Source organism: Streptomyces sp. NPDC034084, from assembly GCF_055575535.1.
Genome location: NZ_JBVISK010000007.1, coordinates 266,864 through 291,337 on the forward strand (window position 1 = coordinate 266,864; position 24,474 = coordinate 291,337).

The 24,474-nt window shown below is 70.9% G+C and carries 17 protein-coding genes; 7 read left to right on the forward strand and 10 right to left on the reverse strand.

Features of this window, described 5'->3' with window-relative positions:
- Position 1: 1 nt before the first annotated feature.
- From ACZ51I_RS26065 to metH, 4 genes are all read right to left on the reverse strand, one after another.
- Positions 2-1,585, reverse strand: a complete 1,584-nt coding sequence (locus tag ACZ51I_RS26065) for an ABC transporter substrate-binding protein (RefSeq protein ID WP_468880225.1) — start codon at positions 1,583-1,585, stop codon at positions 2-4.
- A gap of 67 nt (positions 1,586-1,652) precedes the next feature.
- On the reverse strand, positions 1,653-3,242 hold the full coding sequence (locus tag ACZ51I_RS26070) for an ABC transporter substrate-binding protein (RefSeq protein ID WP_468880227.1): 1,590 nt from the start codon (positions 3,240-3,242) through the stop codon (positions 1,653-1,655).
- A gap of 444 nt (positions 3,243-3,686) precedes the next feature.
- A complete protein-coding gene (locus ACZ51I_RS26075; RefSeq protein WP_468880229.1) occupies positions 3,687-4,385 on the reverse strand; it encodes an HAD family hydrolase in 699 nt (232 codons plus the stop codon).
- Between the two features lie 138 nt (positions 4,386-4,523).
- Entirely contained in the window at positions 4,524-8,036 is a 3,513-nt protein-coding gene (gene metH / locus ACZ51I_RS26080) for a methionine synthase (RefSeq protein WP_468880231.1), read from the reverse strand.
- Between the two features lie 244 nt (positions 8,037-8,280).
- On the opposite strand from metH, the gene ACZ51I_RS26085 reads away from it, so the two are divergent.
- From ACZ51I_RS26085 to ACZ51I_RS26110, 6 genes are all read left to right on the forward strand, one after another.
- Positions 8,281-9,045: an IclR family transcriptional regulator gene (locus ACZ51I_RS26085; RefSeq protein WP_468880233.1), complete on the forward strand. Its 765-nt coding sequence runs from the start codon at positions 8,281-8,283 to the stop codon at positions 9,043-9,045.
- Positions 9,046-9,322: 277 nt separating this feature from the next.
- Positions 9,323-10,081, forward strand: a complete 759-nt coding sequence (locus ACZ51I_RS26090) for an MIP/aquaporin family protein (RefSeq protein ID WP_468880235.1) — start codon at positions 9,323-9,325, stop codon at positions 10,079-10,081.
- 35 nt (positions 10,082-10,116) lie between these two features.
- Positions 10,117-11,649 (forward strand): glycerol kinase GlpK, encoded by a 1,533-nt coding sequence (glpK, locus tag ACZ51I_RS26095; protein ID WP_468880237.1) that lies wholly within the window; start codon positions 10,117-10,119, stop codon positions 11,647-11,649.
- Positions 11,650-11,655: 6 nt separating this feature from the next.
- Complete coding sequence (locus tag ACZ51I_RS26100; protein ID WP_468880240.1) at positions 11,656-13,260, forward strand: glycerol-3-phosphate dehydrogenase/oxidase; 1,605 nt, start codon at positions 11,656-11,658, stop codon at positions 13,258-13,260.
- 100 nt (positions 13,261-13,360) lie between these two features.
- Positions 13,361-14,422, forward strand: coding sequence for an LLM class flavin-dependent oxidoreductase (locus ACZ51I_RS26105; protein WP_468880243.1), 1,062 nt, complete (start codon positions 13,361-13,363; stop codon positions 14,420-14,422).
- 142 nt (positions 14,423-14,564) lie between these two features.
- Complete coding sequence (locus ACZ51I_RS26110; protein WP_468880245.1) at positions 14,565-15,614, forward strand: PAC2 family protein; 1,050 nt, start codon at positions 14,565-14,567, stop codon at positions 15,612-15,614.
- 65 nt (positions 15,615-15,679) lie between these two features.
- On the opposite strand, the gene ACZ51I_RS26115 is transcribed toward ACZ51I_RS26110, so the two are convergent.
- The 5 genes from ACZ51I_RS26115 to ACZ51I_RS26135 all read right to left on the reverse strand — a co-directional run bounded on the left by ACZ51I_RS26115 (position 15,680) and on the right by ACZ51I_RS26135 (position 22,391).
- Positions 15,680-18,736 carry an NPCBM/NEW2 domain-containing protein gene (locus ACZ51I_RS26115; protein WP_468880247.1) on the reverse strand — a complete coding sequence of 1,019 codons (3,057 nt, stop codon included), beginning with the start codon at positions 18,734-18,736 and terminating at the stop codon, positions 15,680-15,682.
- Positions 18,737-18,851: 115 nt separating this feature from the next.
- Positions 18,852-20,081 carry a cysteine--1-D-myo-inosityl 2-amino-2-deoxy-alpha-D-glucopyranoside ligase gene (gene mshC / locus ACZ51I_RS26120; RefSeq protein ID WP_468880250.1) on the reverse strand — a complete coding sequence of 410 codons (1,230 nt, stop codon included), beginning with the start codon at positions 20,079-20,081 and terminating at the stop codon, positions 18,852-18,854.
- A 163-nt stretch (positions 20,082-20,244) separates the two neighbouring features.
- Entirely contained in the window at positions 20,245-21,081 is an 837-nt protein-coding gene (locus ACZ51I_RS26125; protein WP_468880542.1) for an SCO1664 family protein, read from the reverse strand.
- Positions 21,045-21,635: a DUF3090 domain-containing protein gene (locus ACZ51I_RS26130; RefSeq protein ID WP_468880252.1), complete on the reverse strand. Its 591-nt coding sequence runs from the start codon at positions 21,633-21,635 to the stop codon at positions 21,045-21,047. Before ACZ51I_RS26130 ends, ACZ51I_RS26125 begins: the two co-directional genes overlap by 37 nt.
- A 66-nt stretch (positions 21,636-21,701) precedes the next feature.
- Positions 21,702-22,391, reverse strand: coding sequence for a histidine phosphatase family protein (locus ACZ51I_RS26135; protein WP_468880255.1), 690 nt, complete (start codon positions 22,389-22,391; stop codon positions 21,702-21,704).
- A gap of 119 nt (positions 22,392-22,510) precedes the next feature.
- Between ACZ51I_RS26135 and ACZ51I_RS26140 the strand changes: the two genes are divergently transcribed.
- Positions 22,511-23,503: a magnesium and cobalt transport protein CorA gene (locus ACZ51I_RS26140; protein ID WP_468880257.1), complete on the forward strand. Its 993-nt coding sequence runs from the start codon at positions 22,511-22,513 to the stop codon at positions 23,501-23,503.
- Between the two features lie 21 nt (positions 23,504-23,524).
- On the opposite strand, the gene ACZ51I_RS26145 is transcribed toward ACZ51I_RS26140, so the two are convergent.
- Positions 23,525-24,310, reverse strand: a complete 786-nt coding sequence (locus ACZ51I_RS26145; protein WP_468880259.1) for a ferritin-like domain-containing protein — start codon at positions 24,308-24,310, stop codon at positions 23,525-23,527.
- Positions 24,311-24,474 lie beyond the last annotated feature (164 nt).

Consider the following 24,474-nt stretch of genomic DNA (forward strand, 5'->3'; position numbering starts at 1 on the left):
GTCAGCCCTTGCGGATCTCCCAGAAGCGGAAGACGGTCGAGGCGTCGAGGGTCCATTCGAGGCCGGTGACGCCGTCGCGGGCGACGGCGTACTGCTTGCCCTGCCAGAGCGGGAGGACCGGCAGTTCCTCGGCGACGATGTCCTGGAGCTCGCCGAACTCCTCGGCGGTGGCGGCGCGGTCGGCCATGGCCGAGGTCTTCGGGATGAGGCCGCCGGTGATGGTGGCGTTCTCGTAGTGGTTGCCGAGGACGTTGCCCTTGCCGAAGAAGGGGCCGGTGAAGTTGTCGGCGTCGGGGTAGTCGGGGATCCAGCCCTTGACGTAGACGCCGTACTTGCCGGCGGCGATGTCCTTCTCGTACTGGTCGTAGGCGACGGACTTGACGTCGGCGTCGAAGAGGCCGCTGGCGTTGAGCTGCTCGGCGATGGCCTTGAGCTCCTGGTCGGTGGCCGGGCCGTAGCGGCTGGGCGTGGACCAGAGGGTGAGCTTCACCTTGCCGGTGATGCCGGCGGAGCGGAGGGCCTTCTTCGCCTTGGCCTTGTCGGGGGTGCCGTAGGTGTCGAAGAAGGCGGTGTTGTGTCCGGCGATGCCGGCCGGGACGATCGAGTAGAGCGGGGTGGCGGTCGACTTGTAGACGTTCTCGACGAGGGCCTCGCGGTCGACGAGGTGCGCGATGGCCTTGCGGACACCGAGCTTGCCGGCGACCGGGTCCTTCATGTTGAAGACGAGGTGCTGGACCTCGGCGCTGCTGCCGGGGACGACCTCGATGCCCTTGTCGGCCGTGGTGGCGGAGTTCTCCAGGGCGGCGATGTCGTCGGCGGAGAGGCCTCGGTAGGCCACGTCTATGTCGCCGTCGGTGAGGGCCTTGGAGAGGGCGGAGCGGTCGCCGCGGTAGAGCTTGAGGGTGACCGCGTCGTTCTTGGGCTTGGCGTTGCCCTTGTAGCCGGGGTTGGCGGAGAAGGTGGCCTCGGTGGCGCTGAAGGAGTCCAGCTTGTACGGGCCGGAGCCGGTGGCCTTGCCGTCGGTGCGCAGCGAGTCGGCGGGGTAGTCGCGGTGGTCGACGATGGAGCCGGCACCGGAGGCGATCTTGCTGGGGAAGGTGGCGTCCGGCACCTTCAGGCGGAAGACGACGGTCCGCTCGTCGGGGGTCTCGATGGTGTCGATGGTGGAGAGCAGCGGCGCCGGGCCGGAGGGGTCGGCGATCTTGAGGGCACGCTCGAAGGAGTACTTGACGTCCTCCGAGGTGAGCTTGTTGCCGTTGGAGAAGGTGAGGCCGTCGCGCAGGGTGCAGGTGTAGACCTTGCTGCCCGCGGAGAACGCGCAGGTGTCGGCGGCCTCGGGCTCGGGCGTGGAGCCGCCCTTGGGGAAGGCGAGGAGGGACTGGAAGACGTTGTTGAACAACAGCCAGGAGCCGGGGTCGTAACCGGCCGCCGGGTCGGTGGCGAGGATCTCGTCGGACATGCCGACGCGTACTCCGCCTCCGGAGCCTCCGGAGCCGCCACCCTGCTCGGTGCCGCAGCCGCTGAGGAGGGCGGCGGACAGGCCCGCGGCGAGCGGGGCCGTCAGCCACTTGTTTCGTGCCTTCACAGAACTTGCCTCTTGATCTCTTGTCAGGCCGGCCGCGCAGGGGCGCGCGGCCGGGACAACGAAGGGGTCAGGCGGTGCCGCGGCCCAGTTCCCACAGCAGCAGGTCGGAGGAGGTGTTGAGCGCGTACTCGACTCCGTTGAGGTCGTCGCGGGCGGCGACGTACTGCTTGCCCTGCCACAGCGGCAGGACGGGGACGTCCTCGGCGACGATCTTCTGGATCTGCGCGTAGACGGGGCTCGCCGCGTTGCGGTCGGCCTGGCGGCGCGAGCGCGGGATGAGCTTCTCGCGGACCGTCTTGTTCACGTAGGGGGTGTTGAGGAAGTTGTCGCTGTCGAGGAACGGCGCGATGTAGTTGTCGGGGTCCGGGTAGTCCGGGAACCAGCCGAGGCCGTAGACGGCGTAGTCGCCGCGCTTCTGGGCCGTGCGGAAGGTGGACCACTCGGTGCCCTGGACCTTGGCGTCGAAGAGTTCGCTGGCGACGAGCTGCTTCTTGAGCGCCTCGAACTCCTTGGCGGTCGCGGCGCCGTAGTGGTCGGTGGTGTAGTTCAGGGTGAGCTTGACCGGGGTCTTGACGCCCGCCTCCTGGAGGATCTTCGCGGCGCGGGCCGGGTCGGGCTCGCCGTACTCGTCGAAGAAGGGGGTGGCGTGGCCGGTGATGCTGGAGGGGATCAGCGAGTAGAGCGGCTCGGCGGTGGGGCCGTAGACGAGGCTGACCAGGGCGCCGCGGTCGACGACGGCGGCCATGGCCTGGCGCACGGCCTTCTGCTGGACGGCGGGGGCCTTGGTGTTGAAGCCGAGGTAGCGGATCTCGAGGCCGGGGACCTCGGTGACGCGGATGCCGTCCTTGGGCGTCTCGGTGAGGTCCTTGATCTGCTTCTGCGACAGGGAGCGGGCCATCATGTCGATGTCGTCGCGCTCCAGGGCCGCGCCCATGGCGTCGGCGTCGGCGTACGGGCGCAGTTCGACGGCGTCGTTGCGCAGGGTGACGTCGCCCTTGTACCGGGGGTTCTTGGTGAAGACGAAGCGGGTGGCCCTGTCGCCCTCGCGCTCGGCCTTCATGGTGTACGGCCCCGAGCCGTCGACGTCGAAGCCGTCGCGGAGCTTGTCGGCGGCGTACTTGTCCTTGCTGAGGATGCCGGCGACGGGGGTGGAGAGCTTGTACGGGAAGGTGGCGTCGGGGGTCTTGAGGTGGAAGACGATCCCGTCGGTGCCCTGGGTCTCGACGGTGTCAATGTTCGAGAGGAGGGCGGCCGTGCCGTTGTCCGACTTGATCTTCAGGACGCGCTCGATGGAGTACTTGACGTCTTCGGCGGTGACGGGGGTGCCGTCGGCGAAGGTGAGGCCGGAGCGGAGCGTGCAGCGGTAGCTCTCGCTGGCCTTGTCGGAGAAGCCGCAGCTCCGGGCGGCCTCGGGGACGGGCTCGCCGCCGCCGCGGGGCACGTGCACCAGGGTCTGGACGGTCTGGCGGAGGATGTTCCAGGCGCCGGTGTCGTAGGCGTAGGCCGGGTCGAGGGGCGCGGGGGCGTCCTCGGTGGCGATGAACTGGTCCGTGGTGCCGACGGCGATCGCTCGGGCGTCCTCCGCTCCGCCGCATGCGGCCAGCAGGGGAGCGAGCAGTCCGGCCACGGCCGGCAGCACCAGGGTCTTGCGGTTCATCTGGGAACGATCTCCTCGTCCGGCACTGGGTACAGCGGTCAGTGGAACTCCGCCGCCGGCCGCCCGGTCGGGGCGGGAGCGATCGGGCCGGGTGTTGCGATCGGTCCTGTGTTCACGGCGACTTGGGTGTGCGCCGGTGCACTCGGTTATGCGGCGAAGTACTCGCGAAAGATTAGTGGGCGGCGCAGGTATCGCTTGACCGGGGCCGTGCAGGGGGGTAATCGCAGAGTGATCATGGATGCACACGCCTCGATAACCATGCGCGGGACGTTGCGGACGACGGTTACCCAATCAGGACACAGGGGGCGCCGAAACATCCGCTTTTGGGCCATGGAACGAGAACGGGCCACCCACCCTCCGGCACTCTGAGTGACCAAGGTCACGTGGATGCCTTCCGGTGAATGGCCCGATCGCTTTAGCCCGGTCGTTTCCCTCGGATAAAGCTCAGATTCCCGTGATCAAGGTCCGCAGGAAGGGCACGTCGACCTCTTCGAGGGAGCGCACGACGACCCGGCCCGGGGAGGGCGTGATCGGGGCGACAGAGGGCACCGCGACGACCCGGCAGCCCGCCGCCTCGGCGGCCGCCACGCCGGTCGCGGTGTCCTCGATGACGGCGCAGAGCGCGGGGTCGGCCCCGACGCCCTGGGCGGCGGTCAGGTACGGCTCGGGGTGCGGCTTGGTGCGGACGACCTCGTCGCCGGCGACGGTGAGGGTGAAGCGGTCGCGGCCGAGCGAGGCGAGGACCCGGTCGATGATCCGCCGGTGCGAGGCGGAGACCAGGGCGGTGGGGATGGAGTGCCGGGCCAGCTCGGCGAGCAGCCGCTCGGCGCCCGGCATGAGGGGGACGCCTTGTGCGATGCGCTGTTCGAACTTCTCGTTGAGCAGGACGGTCAGCTCTTCGAGGGTGATGTCGGCGCCGGTGGACTCGATGAGGTAGCCGGCGCTGCGGGTCATCGGGCCGCCGACGACGACGTCCCGCCAGGCCTCGTCCAGGCGGTGCCCGAGGTCGGCGAAGACCTCGACCTCGGCGTCCCACCAGAACCCCTCCGTGTCGACGAGGGTCCCGTCCATGTCGAGGAAGACCGCCTGCAGGGCGGAGCTGCCGTTCGTACGGAACAGGGACGCGGGGACCGTACTGGTCATCGGCACACCTCCATGGAGGGACGAGAAGGCCGGCCCCCTCCCCGGTACGGGGGAGGGAGACCGGCCTGCACTGGACCGACCAGTGTACGTCCCGATCACCGGGATGGCGCGTATTCGTCCCGGACGGTCACGGTCGGGTCACCGGGCGTTGAAGTACTTCGCCTCGGGGTGGTGGATGACGATGGCGTCGGTGGACTGCTCGGGGTGGAGCTGGAACTCCTCCGAGAGGTGCACGCCGATCCGCTCCGGACGCAGCAGCTCCGCGATCTTCGCGCGGTCCTCCAGGTCGGGGCAGGCGCCGTAGCCCAGCGAGAAGCGCGCCCCGCGGTACTTGAGCGCGAACATGTCCTCGACGTTCTCGGGGTCCTCCCCGCCGAAGCCCAGCTCGGCGCGGACACGGGCGTGCCAGTACTCGGCGAGGGCCTCGGCGAGCTGGACGGAGAGGCCGTGCAGCTCCAGGTAGTCGCGGTACGAGTCGGACTCGAAGAGCTTGGCCGTGGCCTCGCCGATCTTCGAGCCGACGGTGACGACCTGGAGGCCGACGACGTCGGTCTGGCCGGACTCCTCCGGGCGGAAGAAGTCCGCGAGGCAGAGGCGGCGGCCCCGGCGCTGGCGCGGGAAGGAGAACCGGGTCCGCTCGTTGCCCGCCTCGTCCAGGATGATCAGGTCGTCGCCCTTGGAGACGCAGGGGAAGTAGCCGTGGACGACGGCCGCCTCCAGGAGGTTGTCGGTGTGGAGGCGCTCCAGCCAGCCGCGCAGCCGCGGCCGGCCCTCGGACTCGACGAGCTCCTCGTATGCCGGGCCGTCGCCGGCCCGGTTCTGCTTGAGGCCCCACTGGCCCTTGAAGAGGGCGTCCTCGTCGAGCCAGGAGGCGTAGTCCTTCAGCGGGATGCCCTTGACGACGCGGGTGCCCCAGAAGGGCGGCGCCGGCACCGGGTTGTCGGTGGCGACGTCGGAGCGGCCGGCGGGCTCGGGCTCGTCGACCTGGAGGGCGGGGGTGTCGCGCTTGGCGACCCGGCGCTGCTTGAGCTCGGGGAGCACGGCTCCGGGCACGCCGCGCTTGACGCCGATGAGCGCGTCCATGAGGCGTAGGCCCTCGAAGGCGTCGCGGGCGTAGCGGACCTCGCCCTGGTAGATCTCGTGGAGGTCCTGTTCGACGTAGGCCCTGGTCAGGGCGGCTCCGCCGAGGATCACGGGGTACTTGGCCGCCAGCTCGCGCTGGTTCAGCTCCTCCAGGTTCTCCTTCATGATCACGGTGGACTTCACGAGGAGGCCGGACATGCCGATGACGTCGGCGTTGTGCTCCTCGGCGGCTTCCAGGATCGCGGAGACCGGCTGCTTGATGCCGATGTTGACGACGTTGTAGCCGTTGTTGGAGAGGATGATGTCGACGAGGTTCTTGCCGATGTCGTGGACGTCGCCGCGGACGGTGGCGAGAACGATCGTGCCCTTGCCCTCGGCGTCCGACTTCTCCATGTGCGGTTCGAGGTGGGCGACGGCCGTCTTCATGACCTCGGCGGACTGGAGCACGAACGGCAGCTGCATCTGGCCGGAGCCGAAGAGTTCGCCGACCGTCTTCATGCCGTCCAGGAGGGTGTCGTTGACGATGTCGAGGGCCGGGCGGGTCTCCAGGGCCTCGTCGAGGTCGGCCTCCAGGCCGTTCTTCTCGCCGTCGACGATGCGGCGCTTGAGGCGCTCGTCCAGGGGCAGGGCGAGGAGCTCCTCGGTCTTCCCGGCCTTCATGGACTTGGTGGTGGCGCCCTCGAACAGGGCCATCAGCTTCTGCAGCGGGTCGTAGCCCTCGGCGCGCCGGTCGTAGATCAGGTCGAGGGCGGTGGTGACCTGCTCGTCGTCGAAGCGGGCGATGGGCAGGATCTTCGAGGCGTGGACGATCGCCGAGTCCAGGCCCGCCTTGACGCACTCGTCGAGGAAGACCGAGTTGAGGAGGATCCGGGCGGCCGGGTTGAGGCCGAAGGAGATGTTGGAGAGGCCCAGCGTGGTCTGGACGTCCGGGTGGCGGCGCTTCAGCTCGCGGATCGCCTCGATGGTGGCGATGCCGTCCTTGCGCGACTCCTCCTGGCCCGTGCAGATCGTGAAGGTCAGGGTGTCGATGAGGATGTCCGACTCGTGGATGCCCCAGTTGCCGGTGAGGTCCTCGATGAGGCGCTCGGCGACGGCGACCTTGTGCTCGGCGGTACGGGCCTGGCCCTCCTCGTCGATGGTGAGCGCGATGAGGGCGGCGCCGTGCTCCTGGGCCAGTCGGGTGACCTTCGCGAAGCGGGACTCGGGTCCGTCGCCGTCCTCGTAGTTGACCGAGTTGATGACGGCCCGGCCGCCGAGCTTCTCCAGGCCGGCCCGCAGGACGTCGACCTCGGTGGAGTCGAGCACGATCGGCAGGGTGGAGGCGGTCGCGAAGCGCCCCGCGAGCTCCTTCATGTCGGCGACGCCGTCCCGGCCCACGTAGTCGACACAGAGGTCGAGCATGTGCGCGCCCTCGCGGATCTGGTCGCGGGCCATCTCGACGCAGTCGTCCCAGCGGCCTTCGAGCATGGCCTCGCGGAACTTCTTCGAACCGTTGGCGTTGGTCCGCTCGCCGATCGCCAGGTACGAGGTGTCCTGGCGGAAGGGGACGGTCTGGTAGAGGGAGGCGGCGCCCGGCTCCGGGCGGGGGGAGCGCTCGGGCGGCGTGACGCCCTGGACGCGCTCGACGACCTGGCGCAGGTGCTCCGGCGTGGAGCCGCAGCAGCCGCCGACCAGGGACAGGCCGTAGTCGCGGACGAAGTTCTCCTGCGCGTCGGCCATCTCGGACGCGGTGAGGGGGAAGTACGCCCCGTCCTTGGTGAGGACCGGCAGGCCGGCGTTCGGCATGCACATGAGAGGCGTACGGGAGTGGCGGGCGAGATAGCGCAGGTGCTCGCTCATCTCGGCCGGGCCGGTCGAGCAGTTCAGGCCGATGAGGTCGATGCCGAGGGGCTCCAGGGCGGTCAGGGCCGCGCCGATCTCGGAGCCGAGGAGCATGACGCCCGTGGTCTCGAAGGCGAGCGAACAGATCAGCGGCACGTCCAGGCCCAGGGCCTCCATGGCGCGGCGCGCGCCGATGAGGCTGGACTTGGTCTGCAGCAGGTCCTGGGTCGTCTCCACGATCAGGGCGTCGGCGCCGCCGGCGAGGAGGCCCTCGGCGTTCTGCTGGTAGCCGTCGCGCAGCACGTCGTACGCGATGTGGCCGAGCGACGGCAGCTTGGTGCCGGGGCCGATCGAGCCGAGCACCCAGCGCTGGCGGCCGTCCCTGGCGCCGAACTCGTCGGCGACCTCGCGGGCGATGCGGGCGCCCGCCTCGGAGAGCTCGAAGATCCGGTCGGCGATCTCGTACTCACCCGCGGCCGAGTGGTTGGAGCCGAACGTGTTCGTCTCGACGCAGTCGACGCCGACCTCGAAGTACGCCTCGTGCACCGAACGGACGATGTCGGGCCGCGTGACGTTCAGGATCTCGTTGCATCCTTCGAGGTTCTGGAAGTCCTCGAGGGTGGGGTCCTGGGCCTGGAGCATGGTGCCCATGGCTCCGTCGGCGACGACGACTCGGCTGGCGAGTGCCTCGCGGAGAGCGGCGGCGCGGGTCCGGCTGTCAGCGGAAGGGGTCGGCAACGAGGCCATGGATGAGCTCCCTGGGATGCGACGGCTGTCGGCTTTGCACCCTCGGGGGAGGGTGCACGGGGCCAGCGTAACCGCGTGGGGGCCGGGGTGGACACGGCGTCCCACGGGCCGGACGGCATCCTGTGTGCGGGGACTCCCGGTACTGCCCTTCCTTGGCCGACACTGTTCGAGGTGACGCGAGGTCGGCATCGACCGATAGTGTTCAGCATTGTCGAACAGCGTGAGAAGGGTGAGGGGCCGGGCGATGGCGAAGAACATCCAGTCGCTTGAAAGAGCGGCGGCGATGCTGCGACTGCTCGCGGGTGGCGAGCGCCGGCTCGGCCTGTCCGACATCGCGTCCTCGCTCGGGCTCGCCAAGGGAACGGCCCACGGCATCCTGCGCACCCTCCAGGCGGAGGGCTTCGTGGAGCAGGACGCGGCCTCGGGCCGCTACCAGCTGGGCGCGGAGCTGCTGCGGCTCGGCAACAGCTATCTGGACGTGCACGAGCTGCGGGCGCGGGCGCTGGTCTGGACGGACGACCTGGCGCGGTCCAGCGGTGAGAGCGTGCACCTGGGGGTGCTGCACCAGAAGGGCGTGCTGATCGTGCACCACGTCTTCCGGCCGGACGACAGCCGTCAGGTCCTGGAGGTGGGAGCCATGCAGCCGCTGCACTCCACGGCGCTCGGCAAGGTCCTGTCGGCGTATGACCCGGTGGCGCACAGCGAGGTCCTGGAGGTCGAGCGGGAGGCGTTCACGCCCCGGACCACCACGGAGCTCGGTGACTTCGAGTCACTGCTCGACATGACGCGGGCCCGGGGCTGGGCGGCGGACGTGGAGGAGACCTGGGAGGGCGTGGCGTCGGTGGCGGCGCCGATCCACGACCGGCGGCGGATGCCGGTGGGCGCGGTGGCGGTCACGGGTGCCGTGGAGCGGCTCTGTCCGGGCGGCGAGCTGCGGCCGGAGCTGGTGGCGGCGGTGCGGGACTGCGCCCGCGCGGTCTCCCGGGATCTGGGGGCCGGCCGCTTCTGACCGCCCCCGGTGACAGCGGCCGACCGCCCGCCGTACCGCAACGAACCCGCCGGTAACGATCGCGTTATCGGCGGGTTTTTCACTTCCCAGACCCTTGACGCGCTGTTAAGCCGGGGGCAAAACTTCCGTTCATCGGTCGGCATTGTCGAACACCTGACGGCAATACGCGCTAAGGTGTGACAGTGCCACGGGCCGGCAACGCCCTCACACGAGGGCGCGGACCACCGGAGGGACCCGGGGTTCGCCTTCCCCTGGACGAAGGACAAAGGAGTCGCGGGTGTCCAGCTCCGACATCTTCCTCGGCGAGACCATCGGTACCGCCGTACTCATTCTGCTCGGCGGCGGTGTGTGCGCCGCCGTGACGCTCAAGAGCTCCAAGGCCCGCAACGCGGGCTGGCTGGCGATCACCTTCGGGTGGGGCTTCGCCGTCATGACGGCCGTCTACATGACCGCTTCCCTCTCGGGCGCCCATCTGAACCCCGCCGTCACGGTCGGAATCGCGATCAAGGACGGGGAGTGGGACAACGTCCCCGTCTACTTCGCCGGCCAGCTGCTCGGCGCGATGATCGGCGCGGCGCTGGTCTGGGTGGCCTACTACGGCCAGTTCCGGGCCCACCTCACGGACCCGGAGACCCTGGGCGAGAAGCCGATCGAGGGCCCCGGCCCGGTGCTCGGCATCTTCTCCACGGGCCCCGAGATCCGTAACACCTGGCAGAACCTGGCCACCGAGATCATCGGCACCGTCGTGCTGGTCCTGGCCGTGCTCACCCAGGGCCTCAACGACAGCGGCAAGGGCCTCGGCGTCCTCGGCGCCCTGATCACCGCGTTCGTCGTGGTCTCCATCGGCCTCTCGCTCGGCGGCCCGACCGGTTACGCCATCAACCCGGCCCGTGACCTCGGCCCGCGCATCGTGCACGCCCTGCTCCCGCTGCCGAACAAGGGCGGCTCCGACTGGACCTACGCCTGGATCCCGGTCGCCGGTCCGCTGATCGGTGGAGCCCTCGCCGCGGGTATCTACAACATCGCGTTCGCCTGAGCCGTCCTTCTTCCAGACTTCCCTTGGAGCACACCGTGACCGACGCACACACCTCCGGCCCGTTCATCGCGGCCATCGACCAGGGCACCACCTCCTCGCGCTGCATCGTCTTCGACACGGACGGCCGGATCGTCTCGGTCGACCAGAAGGAGCACGAGCAGATCTTCCCGAAGCCGGGCTGGGTCGAGCACGACGCCGCCGAGATCTGGACCAACGTCCAGGAGGTCGTCGCCGGCGCCCTGGAGAAGGCGAACATCACCGCCGCCGACGTCAAGGCCATCGGCATCACCAACCAGCGCGAGACCACGCTGCTGTGGGACAAGAACACCGGTGAGCCCGTCCACAACGCCCTCGTCTGGCAGGACACCCGCACCGACGCCCTCTGCAGGGAGCTCGGCCGCAACGTCGGCCAGGACCGCTTCCGCCGCGAGACCGGCCTGCCGCTCGCGAGCTACTTCTCCGGCCCGAAGGTCCGCTGGCTGCTCGACAACGTCGAGGGCCTGCGCGAGCGCGCCGAGCGCGGCGACATCCTCTTCGGCACCATGGACTCCTGGGTCATCTGGAACCTCACGGGCGGCGTCGACGGCGGCCACCACGTCACGGACGTCACCAACGCCTCCCGCACCATGCTGATGAACCTCCACACCATGGCCTGGGACGAGAAGATCCTGCAGTCCATGCACATCCCGGCCGCCGTCCTGCCGGAGATCCGCTCCTCCGCCGAGGTGTACGGCACGGTCAAGGGCGGCATCCTCGACGGCGTCCCGGTCGCCTCCGCGCTCGGCGACCAGCAGGCCGCCCTGTTCGGCCAGACGTGTTTCGCCGAGGGCGAGGCCAAGTCCACGTACGGCACCGGCACCTTCATGCTGATGAACACCGGTGACAAGCTCATCAACTCCTACAGCGGCCTGCTGACCACGGTCGGCTACCAGATCGGCGACGCGAAGCCGGTCTACGCCCTGGAGGGCTCGATCGCCGTCACCGGTTCGCTGGTGCAGTGGATGCGCGACCAGATGGGCCTGATCAAGTCCGCCGCCGAGATCGAGACCCTCGCGTCCTCGGTCGAGGACAACGGCGGCGCCTACTTCGTGCCGGCCTTCTCCGGCCTGTTCGCCCCGTACTGGCGCTCCGACGCGCGCGGTGTCATCGCCGGCCTCACCCGGTACGTCACCAAGGCGCACATCGCCCGCGCCGTCCTCGAGGCCACCGCCTGGCAGACCCGCGAGATCACCGACGCCATGACGAAGGACTCCGGCGTCGAGCTGACCGCGCTCAAGGTCGACGGCGGCATGACCTCCAACAACCTGCTGATGCAGACCCTCTCGGACTTCCTGGACGCGCCCGTCGTGCGTCCGATGGTCGCCGAGACCACCTGCCTCGGCGCCGCCTACGCCGCCGGTCTCGCCGTCGGCTTCTGGCCGGACACCGACGCCCTTCGCGCCAACTGGCGCCGCGCGGCGGAATGGACCCCTCGCATGGACGCCCACAAGCGTGACAGCGAGTACAAGAGCTGGCTCAAGGCCGTTGAACGCTCCATGGGCTGGCTCGACGACGCATCCGAGGAGTAAGACGAGATGACCACCCTGCAGAGCGTCCCTGCCCTGGGGACGCACCCGGCTGCCGGTTCCCTCCCGAGCCGCGCCGAGACCCGGGACCAGCTGTCCAAGGCGACGTACGACCTCCTGGTGATCGGCGGCGGCATCCTGGGCATCTCCACCGCCTGGCACGCCGCGCAGTCGGGCCTGCGGGTGGCCCTGGTGGACGCCGGCGACTTCGCCGGCGCCACCTCCTCCGCCTCCTCCAAGCTGCTCCACGGCGGCCTGCGCTACCTGCAGACCGGCGCCGTGAAGCTGGTGGCGGAGAACCACTTCGAGCGGCGTGCGGTCTCCCGTCAGGTGGCACCGCACCTCGCCAACCCGCTCACCTTCTACCTGCCCGTCTACAAGGGCGGCCCGCACGGCGCGGCCAAGCTCGGCGCCGGCGTCTTCGCGTACTCCGCCCTGTCCGCCTTCGGTGACGGCGTCGGGCACCTGCTCTCCCCCGCCAGGGCCGCGCAGGACGTGCCGGAGCTGCGTACGGACAACCTGAAGGCCGTCGCCGTCTACGGCGACGACCAGATGAACGACGCCCGCATGGCCCTGATGACGGTCCGCGCCGCCGTCGACGCCGGCGCCACCGTCCTCAACCACGCCGAGGTCACCGGCCTGCGCTTCACCCGCGGCCGGGTCACCGGCGCGGAGCTGAGGGACCGCACCACCGGTGACGAGTTCGGCGTGAACGCCCGCCTCGTGCTCAACGCGACCGGCCCGTGGGTCGACCACCTGCGCAAGATGGAGGACCCGAACGCGGCCCCCTCCATCCGCCTCTCCAAGGGCGCGCACCTGGTCCTCAAGCGGACCTCGCCGTGGAAGGCCGCGCTGGCCACCCCGATAGACAAGTACCGCATCACCTTCGCCCTCCCCTGGGAGGACATGCTGCTCCTCGGCACCACCGACGAGGAGTACGAGGGCGACCCCGGCCAGGTCGAGGTCACCGAGAAGGACACCGCCCAGATCCTGGACGAGGCCGCCTTCTCCATCCGCGACCAGCAGCTCTCGCGCGACCTGATCACGTACTCCTTCGCCGGCCTGCGGGTGCTCCCGGGCGGTCCCGGCGACACCTCCAAGGCCAAGCGCGAGACGGTCGTCACCGAGGGCCGCGGCGGCATGCTGTCGGTGGCCGGCGGCAAGTGGACGACCTTCCGCCACATCGGCCGCACCGTGATGAGGAAGCTGGAGCAGCTCCCCGGCCACCCGCTCGGCGAGGACTACGAGCCGGTGTCCACGCTGCCGAAGCGGCTGCCGCTGCCCGGCATCGCCAACCCGAACGCCGTCGCCCACCGGCTGCTCGTCGACGGACCGGCCCCCGGCCCCCGGATGGCCGCCGACACCGCCAGGCACCTGGCCACGCACTACGGCTCGCTCTCCTTCGACATCGCCCGGATGGCGAACGAGAACCCGGACCTGGCCCGCCGGATCCACCCGGACGCCCCCGAGATCTGGGCGCAGGTCGCCTACGCCCGCGACCACGAGTGGGCCGAGACGGCGGACGACGTGCTGCGCCGCCGTACGACGCTGACCATCCGCGGTCTCGCGACCGACGAGATCCGCGCCGAGGTCGAGTCGATGCTGCGGAAGTAACTCTCGCGCGCACAGGGGCGGTTCCTCTTCGAGGGGCCGCCCCTGACGTGTGCCACGCGCCGTCCACACGCCCGCAACACCCGGCGCGCAGAGTAGGGGCATGAAGTTCCAGGTGCTCTCGATCGTCCACCACTCCCCGCACCCGCTCACCGGCGAACTGCTGTCCGCAGCCGACCGGTTGGAGCAGGTCGTCACGCTCGGCGAGACCGCCGAGCAGCTCGGCTTCGACGCGTACGCGGTCGGCGAGCGGCACGCGGGCGCGTTCCTCTCCTCGTCCCCGACCGTGCTGCTCGCCGCGCTGGCGGCCCGCACCAGCCGGATCAGGCTGCTCACCGGCGTCACCGTGGTGGCGATCCTCGACCCCGTCCGGGTCGCCGAGGACTATGCGACGCTCGACCAACTCTCCCGGGGACGGCTCGAACTCGTCGTCGGCAAGGGGGCGGAGGCCGGTCATTTCGACCTCTTCGGCCTGGCCGAGGAGCGGCAGTGGGACCTCCAGAAGGAGAAGTACGAGCTGCTCCGCCGGCTCTGGACGGAGGAGGGCGTCGACTGGGAGGGCGAGTTCCGGCCGCCGCTGAAGAACGTGACCACCGTCCCCCGGCCGTACGCCGGTCCGCCCCGGATCTGGCACGGCTCGGCCACCAGCCTCAACTCCCCCGAGCTGGCGGCGAAGCACGGCGACCCGCTCTTCACCGCCAACGCGATCCAGCCGCGCGAGGCGTACGCGCGGCTCATCGCCCACTACCGCGAGAAGTTCGAGGAGTACGGGCACGATCCGGCCCACGCGCGCGTGGCGGCCGGTTCCGGCGGGCTGCTCATCGCCGACACCCCCGAGCAGGCGGTGAGCCGCTACAAGGAGCTGTACGAGGCGAAGGTACGGCAGAGCTTCAAGCCGCACCTGGAGGGCAGGGCCGGGTACAACACGCCCTTCCGCACGATCGAGGACGCGATCGCGGACGGACCCCAGCTGATCGGATCCCCGCAGCAGATCATCGACAAGATCCTCGGCTACCACGAGCACTACGGGCATGACCTGCAGTCCGTCACGGTCGACACCTTCGGGCAGTCGACGGCCGAGCAGCGGGAGACCCTCCAGCGGTTCGCGGAGGAGATCGCGCCGGTGGTGCGGAGGGAGGCGCCGAGCACGCTCTGGGAGCGGTGACTCCGCCGTGTGCGGGGGTGAGTTCCTGGGTAGTCGATCAAGGCCGCACGGGTTTTCGGGCATGGCCGGGGACTGCGGGCGGCCCACCGGAAAGCCGTAAGGTGGGGCCGTACGACAGGAACTTCGAATAAGGAGGCGCTGGGTGATCGAGCTCGAGGGGGTACCCGAGCTGATCGACCCGGTCATGGTGGCAGCGTTCGAGGGCTGGAACGACGCCGGCGACGCCGCCTCCACCGCGGTCGCCCACCTGGACCGGGAATGGAAGGGCGAGGTCTTCGCGGCGCTCGACGCCGAGGACTACTACGACTTCCAGGTCAACCGCCCCACCGTCTTCCTGGACAACGGCGTCCGGAAGATCACCTGGCCGACGACCCGGCTCTCCGTGGTCCGGGTCGGCGGCGACAAGCCCCGCGACCTGGTGCTCGTGCGCGGGATCGAGCCCTCGATGCGCTGGCGCTCCTTCTGCAACGAGCTGCTCGCCTTCGCACACGAGCTGGGCGTGGAGATGGTGGTGATCCTGGGCGCCCTGCTCGGCGACACCCCGCACACCCGGCCGGTCCCGGTCAGCGGAGTGACCTCCGATCCGGACCTGGCGCGGACGATGGACCTGGAGGAGACCCGGTACGAGGGCCCGACGGGCATCGTGGGCATCCTCCAGGAGGCGTGCACGCACGCGGGCGTGCCGGCGGTGAGCCTGTGGGCGGCGGTGCCGCACTACGTGTCGCAGCCGCCGAACCCGAAGGCGACGCTGGCGCTGCTCAACCGTCTCGAGGACCTGATCGGGCTGCGCATCCCGCTGGGCGAACTGCCGGAGGACGCGCGGGCCTGGCAGCTGGGCGTGGACCAGCTGGCCGCCGAGGACAGCGAGGTCGCCGAGTACGTGCAGACCCTGGAGGAGGCGCGGGACACCGCAGAGCTGCCGGAGGCCTCGGGCGAGGCGATCGCCCGCGAGTTCGAGCGGTATCTGCGGCGGCGCGAGCCGGGCTCCGGTCCGGGGGTGGCGACGGAGGGCGGCGAGTTCCTGCGGGACTCCGGGAGTGGCCGTACGCGCCCGCCGAAGCCGGAACAGCCGGGGCCGGAGTCGATCCCGGGGGCGGATGCCCCGGAGGGGCCGGACGAGGGGCCGGGCGAGGGATCCGCAGAGGGACCCGACGGCGCAGCGCCGGACGAGGACGGCGGGTCCGGGAAGTAGCGCGGACGGAACGGGAGGGGTGCCCAGGGGCGCCCCTCCCGTTCGTACGTCACCGCGCGCGTGTGTCAGGCGCAGCCGAACCGGGCCGCCGCCCAGTCGCCGTGGTCTCCGCTCTTCGACCCGTTGGTGTCCGTGATCCGGAGCCGGACGTGCCGGGCGCCGGTCACGTCGACGTTCACGGGCAGGGTCGCGGAGGCCCCGGTCAGCCGGGGTGAGGTCCACAGGACCCGGCCGTCGGCCTCGACGGAGAAGGCCACGTCCCCGTAGCCGTTGATCTCGTCGTCGATGCCGACGTCGGCGGTGAAGGTGGTGCAGCGGCCGCCGAGGTAGACCTCGATGTCGGAGTCGGCGTGGGCGCCGATGCCCTTCTCGTAGGTCTGCCCGGCCAGGGTGAGCGGGCGGCCGTCGGCGGCGCCGGACTCGCCGTTGGAGCGGTCGCGCTCGGGCGGGCCCCAGCCGTTGCCCGACCTGAGCCACACGAGGTCGCTCGCCCACGCGTCGGCCGTCGGCGCCGGGGGCATCACCCCGAGCGCGAACCGCTGGACGGCCGTGCGGTCGGTGCCCGCCGCACGGTGCCCGGCGGTCGCCGTGAGCGTGGCCTCGCCGGGTTTCGCGTCCGCCGCCGGGGTGACGGCGACCTCGACCCGGCGGGTGGTGCCGGCCGCGACGCGGGCGATCGGGGCGGCCGGGGTGACCTGCCAGCCGGCCGGGGCGTCCAGGGAGACGCGTACGTCGGTGGCGTCCCGGGTGCCCGCGGTGACGTCCACGGCGACGGTGCCGGGCGTGCCGGCGCCGAGCTCCTGACCGGTGGGGACGGCGAGGACGGCGGGAGCGCCGGGGACGGCCCCGCCGACGGCGCTGGTGTCGGTCAGGCGCAGTTCGAAGCCGCGGTCGGTGGAGAGGGCGGTGGTCTTGATCCGGACCACTCCCCCGCGCTCGTCGCGGTCGTACCACCAGCCCCGGGCCGCCGTGTCGAAGGCGGCGCGGGAGGTGAGGGCGGGCAGCGCGCGCCCGTCGAGCTTCACCGTGCCGGGGGCGTCGCCGGTGTGGACGGTGAAGGCGTACGGCCGGGCGGCGGGCTTGCCGGTGTACGTGCCGGTGGCGGCGCCGACGCGGACGCTGACCTCACCGGGGCCGGCCTGCGGGGCTCGGACGTCGGCGCGCTGGATGGTGTACTTCCCGGTCCGGTGCTCGCGGGTGACGCCGTCGTCCTCGTACAGCTCGAAGGAGGAGCTGCCCTGAGGGTAGACGTCCCAGGCGATCGGGTCGCCGGGGGCGCGGTCCTGGTACGAGCGGATGGAGCCGGGCCACATGGGGACGGCCGCCCCGGCCCGTACGAAGAGGGGCAGGGTGTCGAGCGGGGCGCTGTAGTCGTCGACGGTGACGGGGCCCTGGTAGGTGCGCCCGCTCCAGTAGTCGATCCAGGTGCCCCGGGGCAGATAAATACCGTCGCGTTCCACCGCGTCCTGGTGGACGGGGGCGACGAGGAAGTCCTCGCCGCTGAGGAACTCGTACTTCGCGGCCTCGGTCGCGGCCTTCGGGTCGTCCGGGTACTCCAGGGCGAGGGGCCGGGCGAGGCCGACACCGGTCTTCGTGGCCTGGTGCGCGTGGCTGTAGATGTACGGCAGCAGGGCCTCGTGGAGCTTGAGCGAGGCGCGGTTGATCGTGGTGTAGGGCTCGCCGTACCGGAAGGGCTGCTTGTCGTCGGCGGCCCAGCCGTCCATGGTCATGGTGACGGGCAAAAAGGTCTTCCACTGGAGGTCGCGGGTGTACGTCTTGGCGCTGCCGCCGAAGATGCCGTCGACGTCACCGGTGGTGTAGGCGAGTCCGGACATGGACGCGCCCGCGTAGGTGGGGATCTGCCAGCGGATGTACTCCCAGCTGCCGGACTGGTCGCCGGACCACTGGACTCCGCAGCGCTGGGCGCCCGACCAGCTCTCGGGGGCCCAGGTGAAGCCGCGGGCGTCGCTGTTGGCCTCGATGCCGGCGTGGGCGTCCTTGCAGCCGTCGAGGGCGAACTTGTAACCCTCGCCGACCCAGGCGACGTCGAGCTTGGCGACCCGCTGGCCGGCCTTGACCTGCTCGCCGAGGCGGTCGATGCCGTCCTCGGTCCACAGACCGAGCTTCGTCTTCCGCTCGGCGAGGCCCGCGGAGGTCTCGGCGAGGTTCTCGTAGCCGCAGCCGTAGCCGTCGTTGACGAGCATCCAGCCGTTGGGCATGTCGTGGGCGACGTAGCCGTCGGCGACCTTCAGGGCGTCGAGGGTGTGGCGCTCGCCCCGGTTGGCGTTGTGGAGGTAGCAGTCGGCGTCACCGATCTCCAGGCCGTACACGGGTGGCATGAAGGGCTTGCCGGTGAGCCGGGTGTACTGGCCTATGACGTCCTTGAGGGCGTCGTGGCCGCTGCCGGCGAAGTAGTAGGCGTCGAAGCGCCGTTCCTTCGCGCTGGTGGTGACGGGTTCGGTGAAGGCGTAGGTGTTGGGGGCGTAGGTGTTGCGGTAGACGCCGTAGCCGGCGGAGGAGAGGTAGAACGGGACGGAGTTGGGGTGGCCGCCGTCGTTCCAGTTGTAGTCGACGCCGACCTCGACGGTCTTGCCGCGGTGGGAGGTGTTGCCGCGGCCGTTCTGCATGCCGGCGCCGTAGAACTGCTCGTCGGCCCCGCGGGCGAGGGTCTGGACGGTGTGGTCCTGGTTCCAGGTGAGGCCCTGGGTCTCGGTCCAGAGCGGGGTGCCGTCGGCGCGCACGGCGGAGAAGCGCAGGGGTGACTTGGTGGCGCGCAGGGTCACCTGGGCGGTGGCGAGTTCGTAGCGGTCGCCGAGGTCGCGCCAGCGGGTGGCCGGGGGCGGGCCCTGGGGCAGCGTGATGTCGCTGCCGGTGGGGTCGGTGAACTTCCCGTCGGGGGCGAGTTCGATACGGAAGGTGTCGGCGGTGACGAAGGAGACGCGGGCCTCCGTGTGGCCGGCGGTCAGCCGGTAGACGGCTCCGTCGGCGGCGAAGCCGGTGATGTCGCCGACGGTGGTGTCGGACGCCTCGGCCGTGGCGGTGGCACCGGGTCCCGCGAAGGCGGTGAACAACCCGAGCAGTGCACCGGCGACTGCAGCTCTCATGCGCGTTGATGATTGCATGAAGCTTCTTTAGCGCAGATTCAGGCAGCGCGACAGGACAAAAAGGAACCGCCCCCGGACTTCGTCAGGAAGTCCAAGGGCGGTTTCACCCAAGGGTGTTGCTCGGCGGCGTTCCTTACAGGGCGACACCCAGGAGGGCGTCGACCGCGCGCGAGACGAGGCCGGGTGCGGACTCGTCCGTGCCGCCCTCGGTCGTCTGGAGCGCGGCCCAGCGGTCGACCGCGGCGAGCGCGGTGGGGGTGTCGAGGTCGTCGGAGAGCGCCTCGCGGAGCTCCTCGACGAGCGCGTCGGCGGACGGGCCGTCGGGGCGCGAGACGGCGGCGCGCCAGCGGCCGAGGCGCGCCAGGGCGTCCTGGAGGACCTGATCGGTCCACTCCCAGTCGTCGCGGTAGCGGTGCGAGAGCAGCGCGAGCCGGATGGCGGCCGGGTCGACACCCTCGCGGCGGAGCGTGGAGACGAAGACCAGGTTGCCCTTGGACTTCGACATCTTCTCGCCGTGCAGGGCGACCATGCCGGCGTGGACGTACGCCTTGGCCATGGGGAACTCGCCCGTGAGCGCCTGGGCGTGGGAGGCGCCCATCTCGTGGTGCGGGAAGATCAGGTCGGAGCCGCCGCCCTGCACGTCGAAGCCCATGCCGAGGTGGTCGAGGGCGATGGCGACGCACTCGATGTGCCAGCCGGGGCGGCCGGGGCCGAGGCTGGCGCCGTCCCAGCTCGGCTCGCCCTCGCGGGCGGCCATCCAGAGCATCGGGTCGAGCGGGTTCTTCTTGCCCGGGCGGTCCGGGTCGCCGCCGCGCTCGGCGGAGAGGTGGCGCATCAGCTCGGTGTCGTAGTGCGAGACCTGGCCGAAGTGCGGGTCGGCCTCGACGGAGAAGTAGATGTCGCCGTCGAGCTCGTAGGCGGCGCCGGAGTCCCGGAGGCGCTCGACGAGCGGGACGATGCCGGGTATGGCCTCGACCGCGCCGATGTAGTGCTGCGGGGGCAGCATCCGCAGGGCGGTCATGTCCTCACGGAAGAGGGCGGTCTCGCGCTCGGCGAGGCCGGTCCAGTCGATGCCGTCGCGGATCGCACGCTCCAGGAGCGGGTCGTCCACGTCCGTCACGTTCTGGACGTAGTGCACCTGCCGCTTGGTGTCGAGCCACACGCGCTGAACGAGGTCGAACGCGTTGTAGGTCGCCGCGTGACCCATATGGGTCGCGTCGTACGGCGTGATGCCGCAGACGTAGAGACGGGCGACGGGGCCGGGGGCGAGGGTGACTCGTCCGCCGGTCGCGGTGTCGTGGATCCGGAGGTCGCGGCCCTTGCCGGGAAGGGCGGGGACCTCAGAAGCGGGCCAGGCATGCATGACCCGAGCGTAACCGGACACCAGTTCCGGATACGAACCGGATCCGGGATCTTGACCGATTAGGCGCTCTTGCGGGTCGGAGGCGTGCGTGCATACCCCCCAGGGGTGCGAGCCGCTCGCGGGGATGTGGCCGAAACCGTTCGGCGCGGGTGTGGCCGGGACCTCAGACGGGCGGCCAGGGGATCGCGGGCCACTGTCCCGAGGGCTCCGGGTGCCGTCCGGTGGCGCGCAGCGACTCCACGCGGGCGCGCACGGCCGCGACCTCGGCGCCCGTCAGGAGTTCCCCCAGTCGGGTGGCGAGCGGGGCTCCCGGGGCCAGGGAACGGTCGAGCGCGTCGAGCACGCCGACCGTCTCGGCGGGCAGCTCCTCGCCCGCCCACCCCCACAGCAGGGTGCGCAGCTTGTCGTCGACGTGGAAGGTCACCCCGTGGTCGATGCCGTACAGGCGTCCGCCGGGAGCCGGGAGCAGGTGCCCGCCCTTGCGGTCGCCGTTGTTGATGACGGCGTCCAGGACGGCGAGCCGGCGCAGTTCGGGGGTGTCCGCGTGGACGAGGAGCGCGGTGCGGTCCTCGGCGATCTGCGCGGGCCCCACGGCCTTCCAGCCCTCGCCCGCCTCGTCGTCCTCGGTGAGGGCCAGGAGCCGGGCCCCGGGGTCGGCCTCGATCCACAGCTGGACCATGCCCTCGCCGTACGGCCCGTCGCGGAGCACGGTCGGCGGGATCAGGCCCCAGCCGGTGGCCTCGGAGATCTCGTACGCGGCGACTTCGCGCTGCGCCAGGGTGCCGTCGGGGAAGTCCCACAGGGGCTGCTCCCCCGCGACCGGCTTGTAGACGCAGGCCGCTTCCCGGCCCTCGTGGACGACGGAGCAGTACAGCACGGCGTTGGACGCCTCACGGACCCGGCCGCGCACGGTCAGCTCACCACGCGCGAGCAATTCCGTGTCGCGCGGGTTCTCGGGGCTGCTCATGCTCCGCGGCGGTATCCGTTCTGGCGCGGGCAGACGTGGCCCTCGGGGTCGAGCGGCAGGCTGCACAGCGGGCAGGGCGGGCGGCCGGCGTTGACGACGTCCAGTGCCCGCTTGGCGAAGGCCCGCGCCTGGGCCCCGCTGAGCCGGACGCGGAGCATCGGCGGGCCGTTCTCCTCGTCCTGGAGCAGCCGCTCCTCGGCCTCGGCGAGGTCCTCCTCGGAATCCGCGTCGAGCTCGACGAGCGCCTGCGCCTCGACGATCATGCGCTGCTCCTCGCCGTCCCAGGCGAGGGCCATGGTCCCGACCCGGAACTCCTCCTCGACGGGCACGTCGAGGGGAGCGGTGTCCGTGATCTCCGCGGGGGCGACGGCGGGCACGGGCGCGTTGCCCCCGGTGCGGCGGACGACCTCGTCGAGGAGTTCGTCGATGCGCTCGGCGAGGGCCGCGACCTGGGTCTTCTCCAGGGCGACGCTGGTGACCCGGCCGCCGGCGGACGCCTGGAGGAAGAACGTACGGCGGCCAGGCAGCCCGACCGTGCCGGCCACGAAACGCTCCGGTGGGTCGTAGAGGAACACCTGACGGGACACGTTCCCGGCTCCTTGCGTCTCGACAGTCGTACTACAGCGGCGCGTCCACCCTACTGCGCGTGGGGATCACGGTGCGCCCGCACCACCACCCACCTCCGCGGCCCCACCGCTGTCGGGGAGCTCACGGGGGGCGAGGCCGGCGAAGTCCCCGGTGTCGCCGAGGCGGAGGAGGAAGGGGCGCAGGCGGGTGTAGCGAATGGCGGTGACCGAGCAGGGGTCGACGTGGATGCGCTGGAAGAGGTCGAGGTGGAGCCCGAGCGCGTCGGCGACGATCGCCTTCACGATGTCCCCGTGGGAGCACATGAGGTACGTGGCGTCCTCGCCGTGTTCGGCCTCGATCCGGGCGTTCCAGTCGCGTACGGCCTCGACGGCACGGTCCTGCATCGCGCGCATGGACTCGCCGCCGGGGAAGGCGGCGGCGGAGGCGTGCGCCTGGACGATCTCCATCAGCGGTTCGTCGTTCAGCTCGGCCAGCTTGCGGCCGGACCAGTCGCCGTAGTCGCACTCGCTGATCCGGTCCTCGACGTGGAGCGGAAGGCCGGGGCGGGCCTCCAGGAGCGGCCGCAGGGTCTCCCGGCAGCGCTGGAGGGGGCTGCAGACGGCCGCGGCGAGCGGCACGTCCGCGAGGCGCCCCGGAAGGGCGGCGGCCTGGGCGGCCCCGCGCTCGTCGAGCGCGATCCCGGGCGTGCGCCCGGCGAGGACCCCGGAGGTGTTGGCGGTGGAGCGTCCGTGCCGGACGAGGATCAGCGTGGCCATGCGGGCCAGCCTAGGCGGTGTTCCGCCGTTCGGGCCGGGCCCGCGGCATGAGCGACCGGACGCCCCCCGGGGGTGCGCGTGCGGCACGCGGGTGCATGGAGAGCGCGTTCGGGGGGAGAATGCGCGGCGTGATCGTCGACTCTGCCATTTACCGGGACGGGCGCCGTATGGACGGACCCGCCGACCTCTCCGACGCCCTGGAGGAGGCGCGGGCGACGGGCGACGCGTTTCTGTGGGTGGGGCTGCACGAGCCCTCGGAAGCGGAGTTCGACCATGTCGCCTCTGAGTTCGCGCTGCATCCGCTGGCCGTCGAGGACGCCTTGAAGGCGCATCAGCGGCCCAAGCTGGAGGTGTACGACGACTCGCTCTTCGTGGTGCTCAAGCCGATCGTGTACGAGCCGGAGAGCGACCGGGTGTCCTCGGGCGAGCTGATGGTGTTCATGGGCGACTCGTTCGTCGTGACGGTCCGGCACGGCGAGGGTGCGCCCCTCGACCGGGTCCGCCGGCGTCTGGAGGCCGATCGGGAGGTCCTGAAGCACGGGCCGACGGCGGTGCTGTACGCGGTGAGCGACGCGATCGTGGACCACTACCTCGATGTGGCGGGTGAGCTCCAGGTCGACCTGGAGGAGCTGGAGGCGGACGTCTTCGCGCCCACTGGGGGCAATCCGGCCAACACCGCGGAACGGATCTACACCGCGAAGCGGCAGGTTCTGGAGTTCCGGCGGGCGAGCGGTCCGCTGGCCGGCCCGATGGCCCGGCTGACGGCCGGTTCGGTGCCGTTCGTGAACGAGCGCTCGCAGCCGTTCTTCCGGGACGTCAACGACCATCTGCTGCGCTCGAACGACCAGGTGGAAGGCCTCGACCGGCTCCTGTCCGACGTCCTGTCGGCCCATCTCGCGCAGATGGGCGTGCGGCAGAACGACGACATGCGGAAGATCTCGGCGTGGGCGGCCATGGCCGCGGTCCCCACGATGGTCGCGGGGATATACGGGATGAACTTCGACCACATGCCGGAGCTGAGGTGGACCTGGTCCTACCCGGCGGTGATCGTGCTCATGGCGGGCATCGTGGTCGGCCTGTACCGGGTCTTCAAGCGGCGCGGCTGGATGTGAGGCCCTCCGCGCCGGGCGTGCTCAGAAGGCGGGTGCGGGGGTCGCGGGGCCACCGAGGGCGTTCAGCCGGTCGGGCATGCGCAGGTCGGTCATCTTGTGCCAGCCGGCCGCGCGCTCGTACGCGTACATGGCGTGGATCCCGGCGACGAGGGCGGCCGCCTTGGGCTTGGGCCAGCGCAGGATGCGGCCCATGTGGCGCATCACGGCGAGGCTGACGTCACGGTAGACCTGGATCTCGCCGAGGGCGGACTCGCGCAGGGTCCGCTGGATGAGCCGGCCGTGGCCCTGGCGGGCGAGCCGGAGCAGCTCCTCGTGGCAGTAGGCGAGGTGATTGGTCTCGTCGTTGTCGATCATGTGGATGGCCTTGCCCAGTTCGGGGTGGTCCCCGAAGTACGTGACGAGCATGTCCATCTGGTCGGCGGCGCGCTGCTCGGTGACCCGGCTGTGGGCGAGGTAGACGATGACGTCCTGCTCGGTGAGCGGGCGGTCGGCACGGAGCTTCTCGTGCGCGAGGCCGATGCCGCGCTGTTCGAGCAGCATCGTGTAGTCGGTGTCGGGGGGGACTGGGACGGGTTCGAGGCCGCGCTTCTTCATCAGCGCGTGGAAGATCCGGCCGTGTTTGTCCTCGTCGGCGCCGTGCCGGGTGATCTTGGGCGCGAGGGAGCGCATGCCGGGCGGGACGAGGGCCGCGATCCGGGCGTTCTCCCAGCCGCCCTGGGACTCGCCGCTCGCGGCGATGGAGCAGAAGAGCCGGAAGGACTCGTCGTTGTCGATGATTTCCTGGAACAGGCCCTTGGCCGTGAGCATCGCCGCCACCTCCGTGCGGACGTTCGCACTCCGGTACGTCCGGGGAGCACGAGTCAAGTCCGGTCCGGGGCGGTGGGCAACAGGACGGCGTGACTACTCGGCCGAAAGAGTGAGGCCCGAGGGCGTAACCGGGGACCCGGTGGCGCGTTGAGCTGCGTGACGGC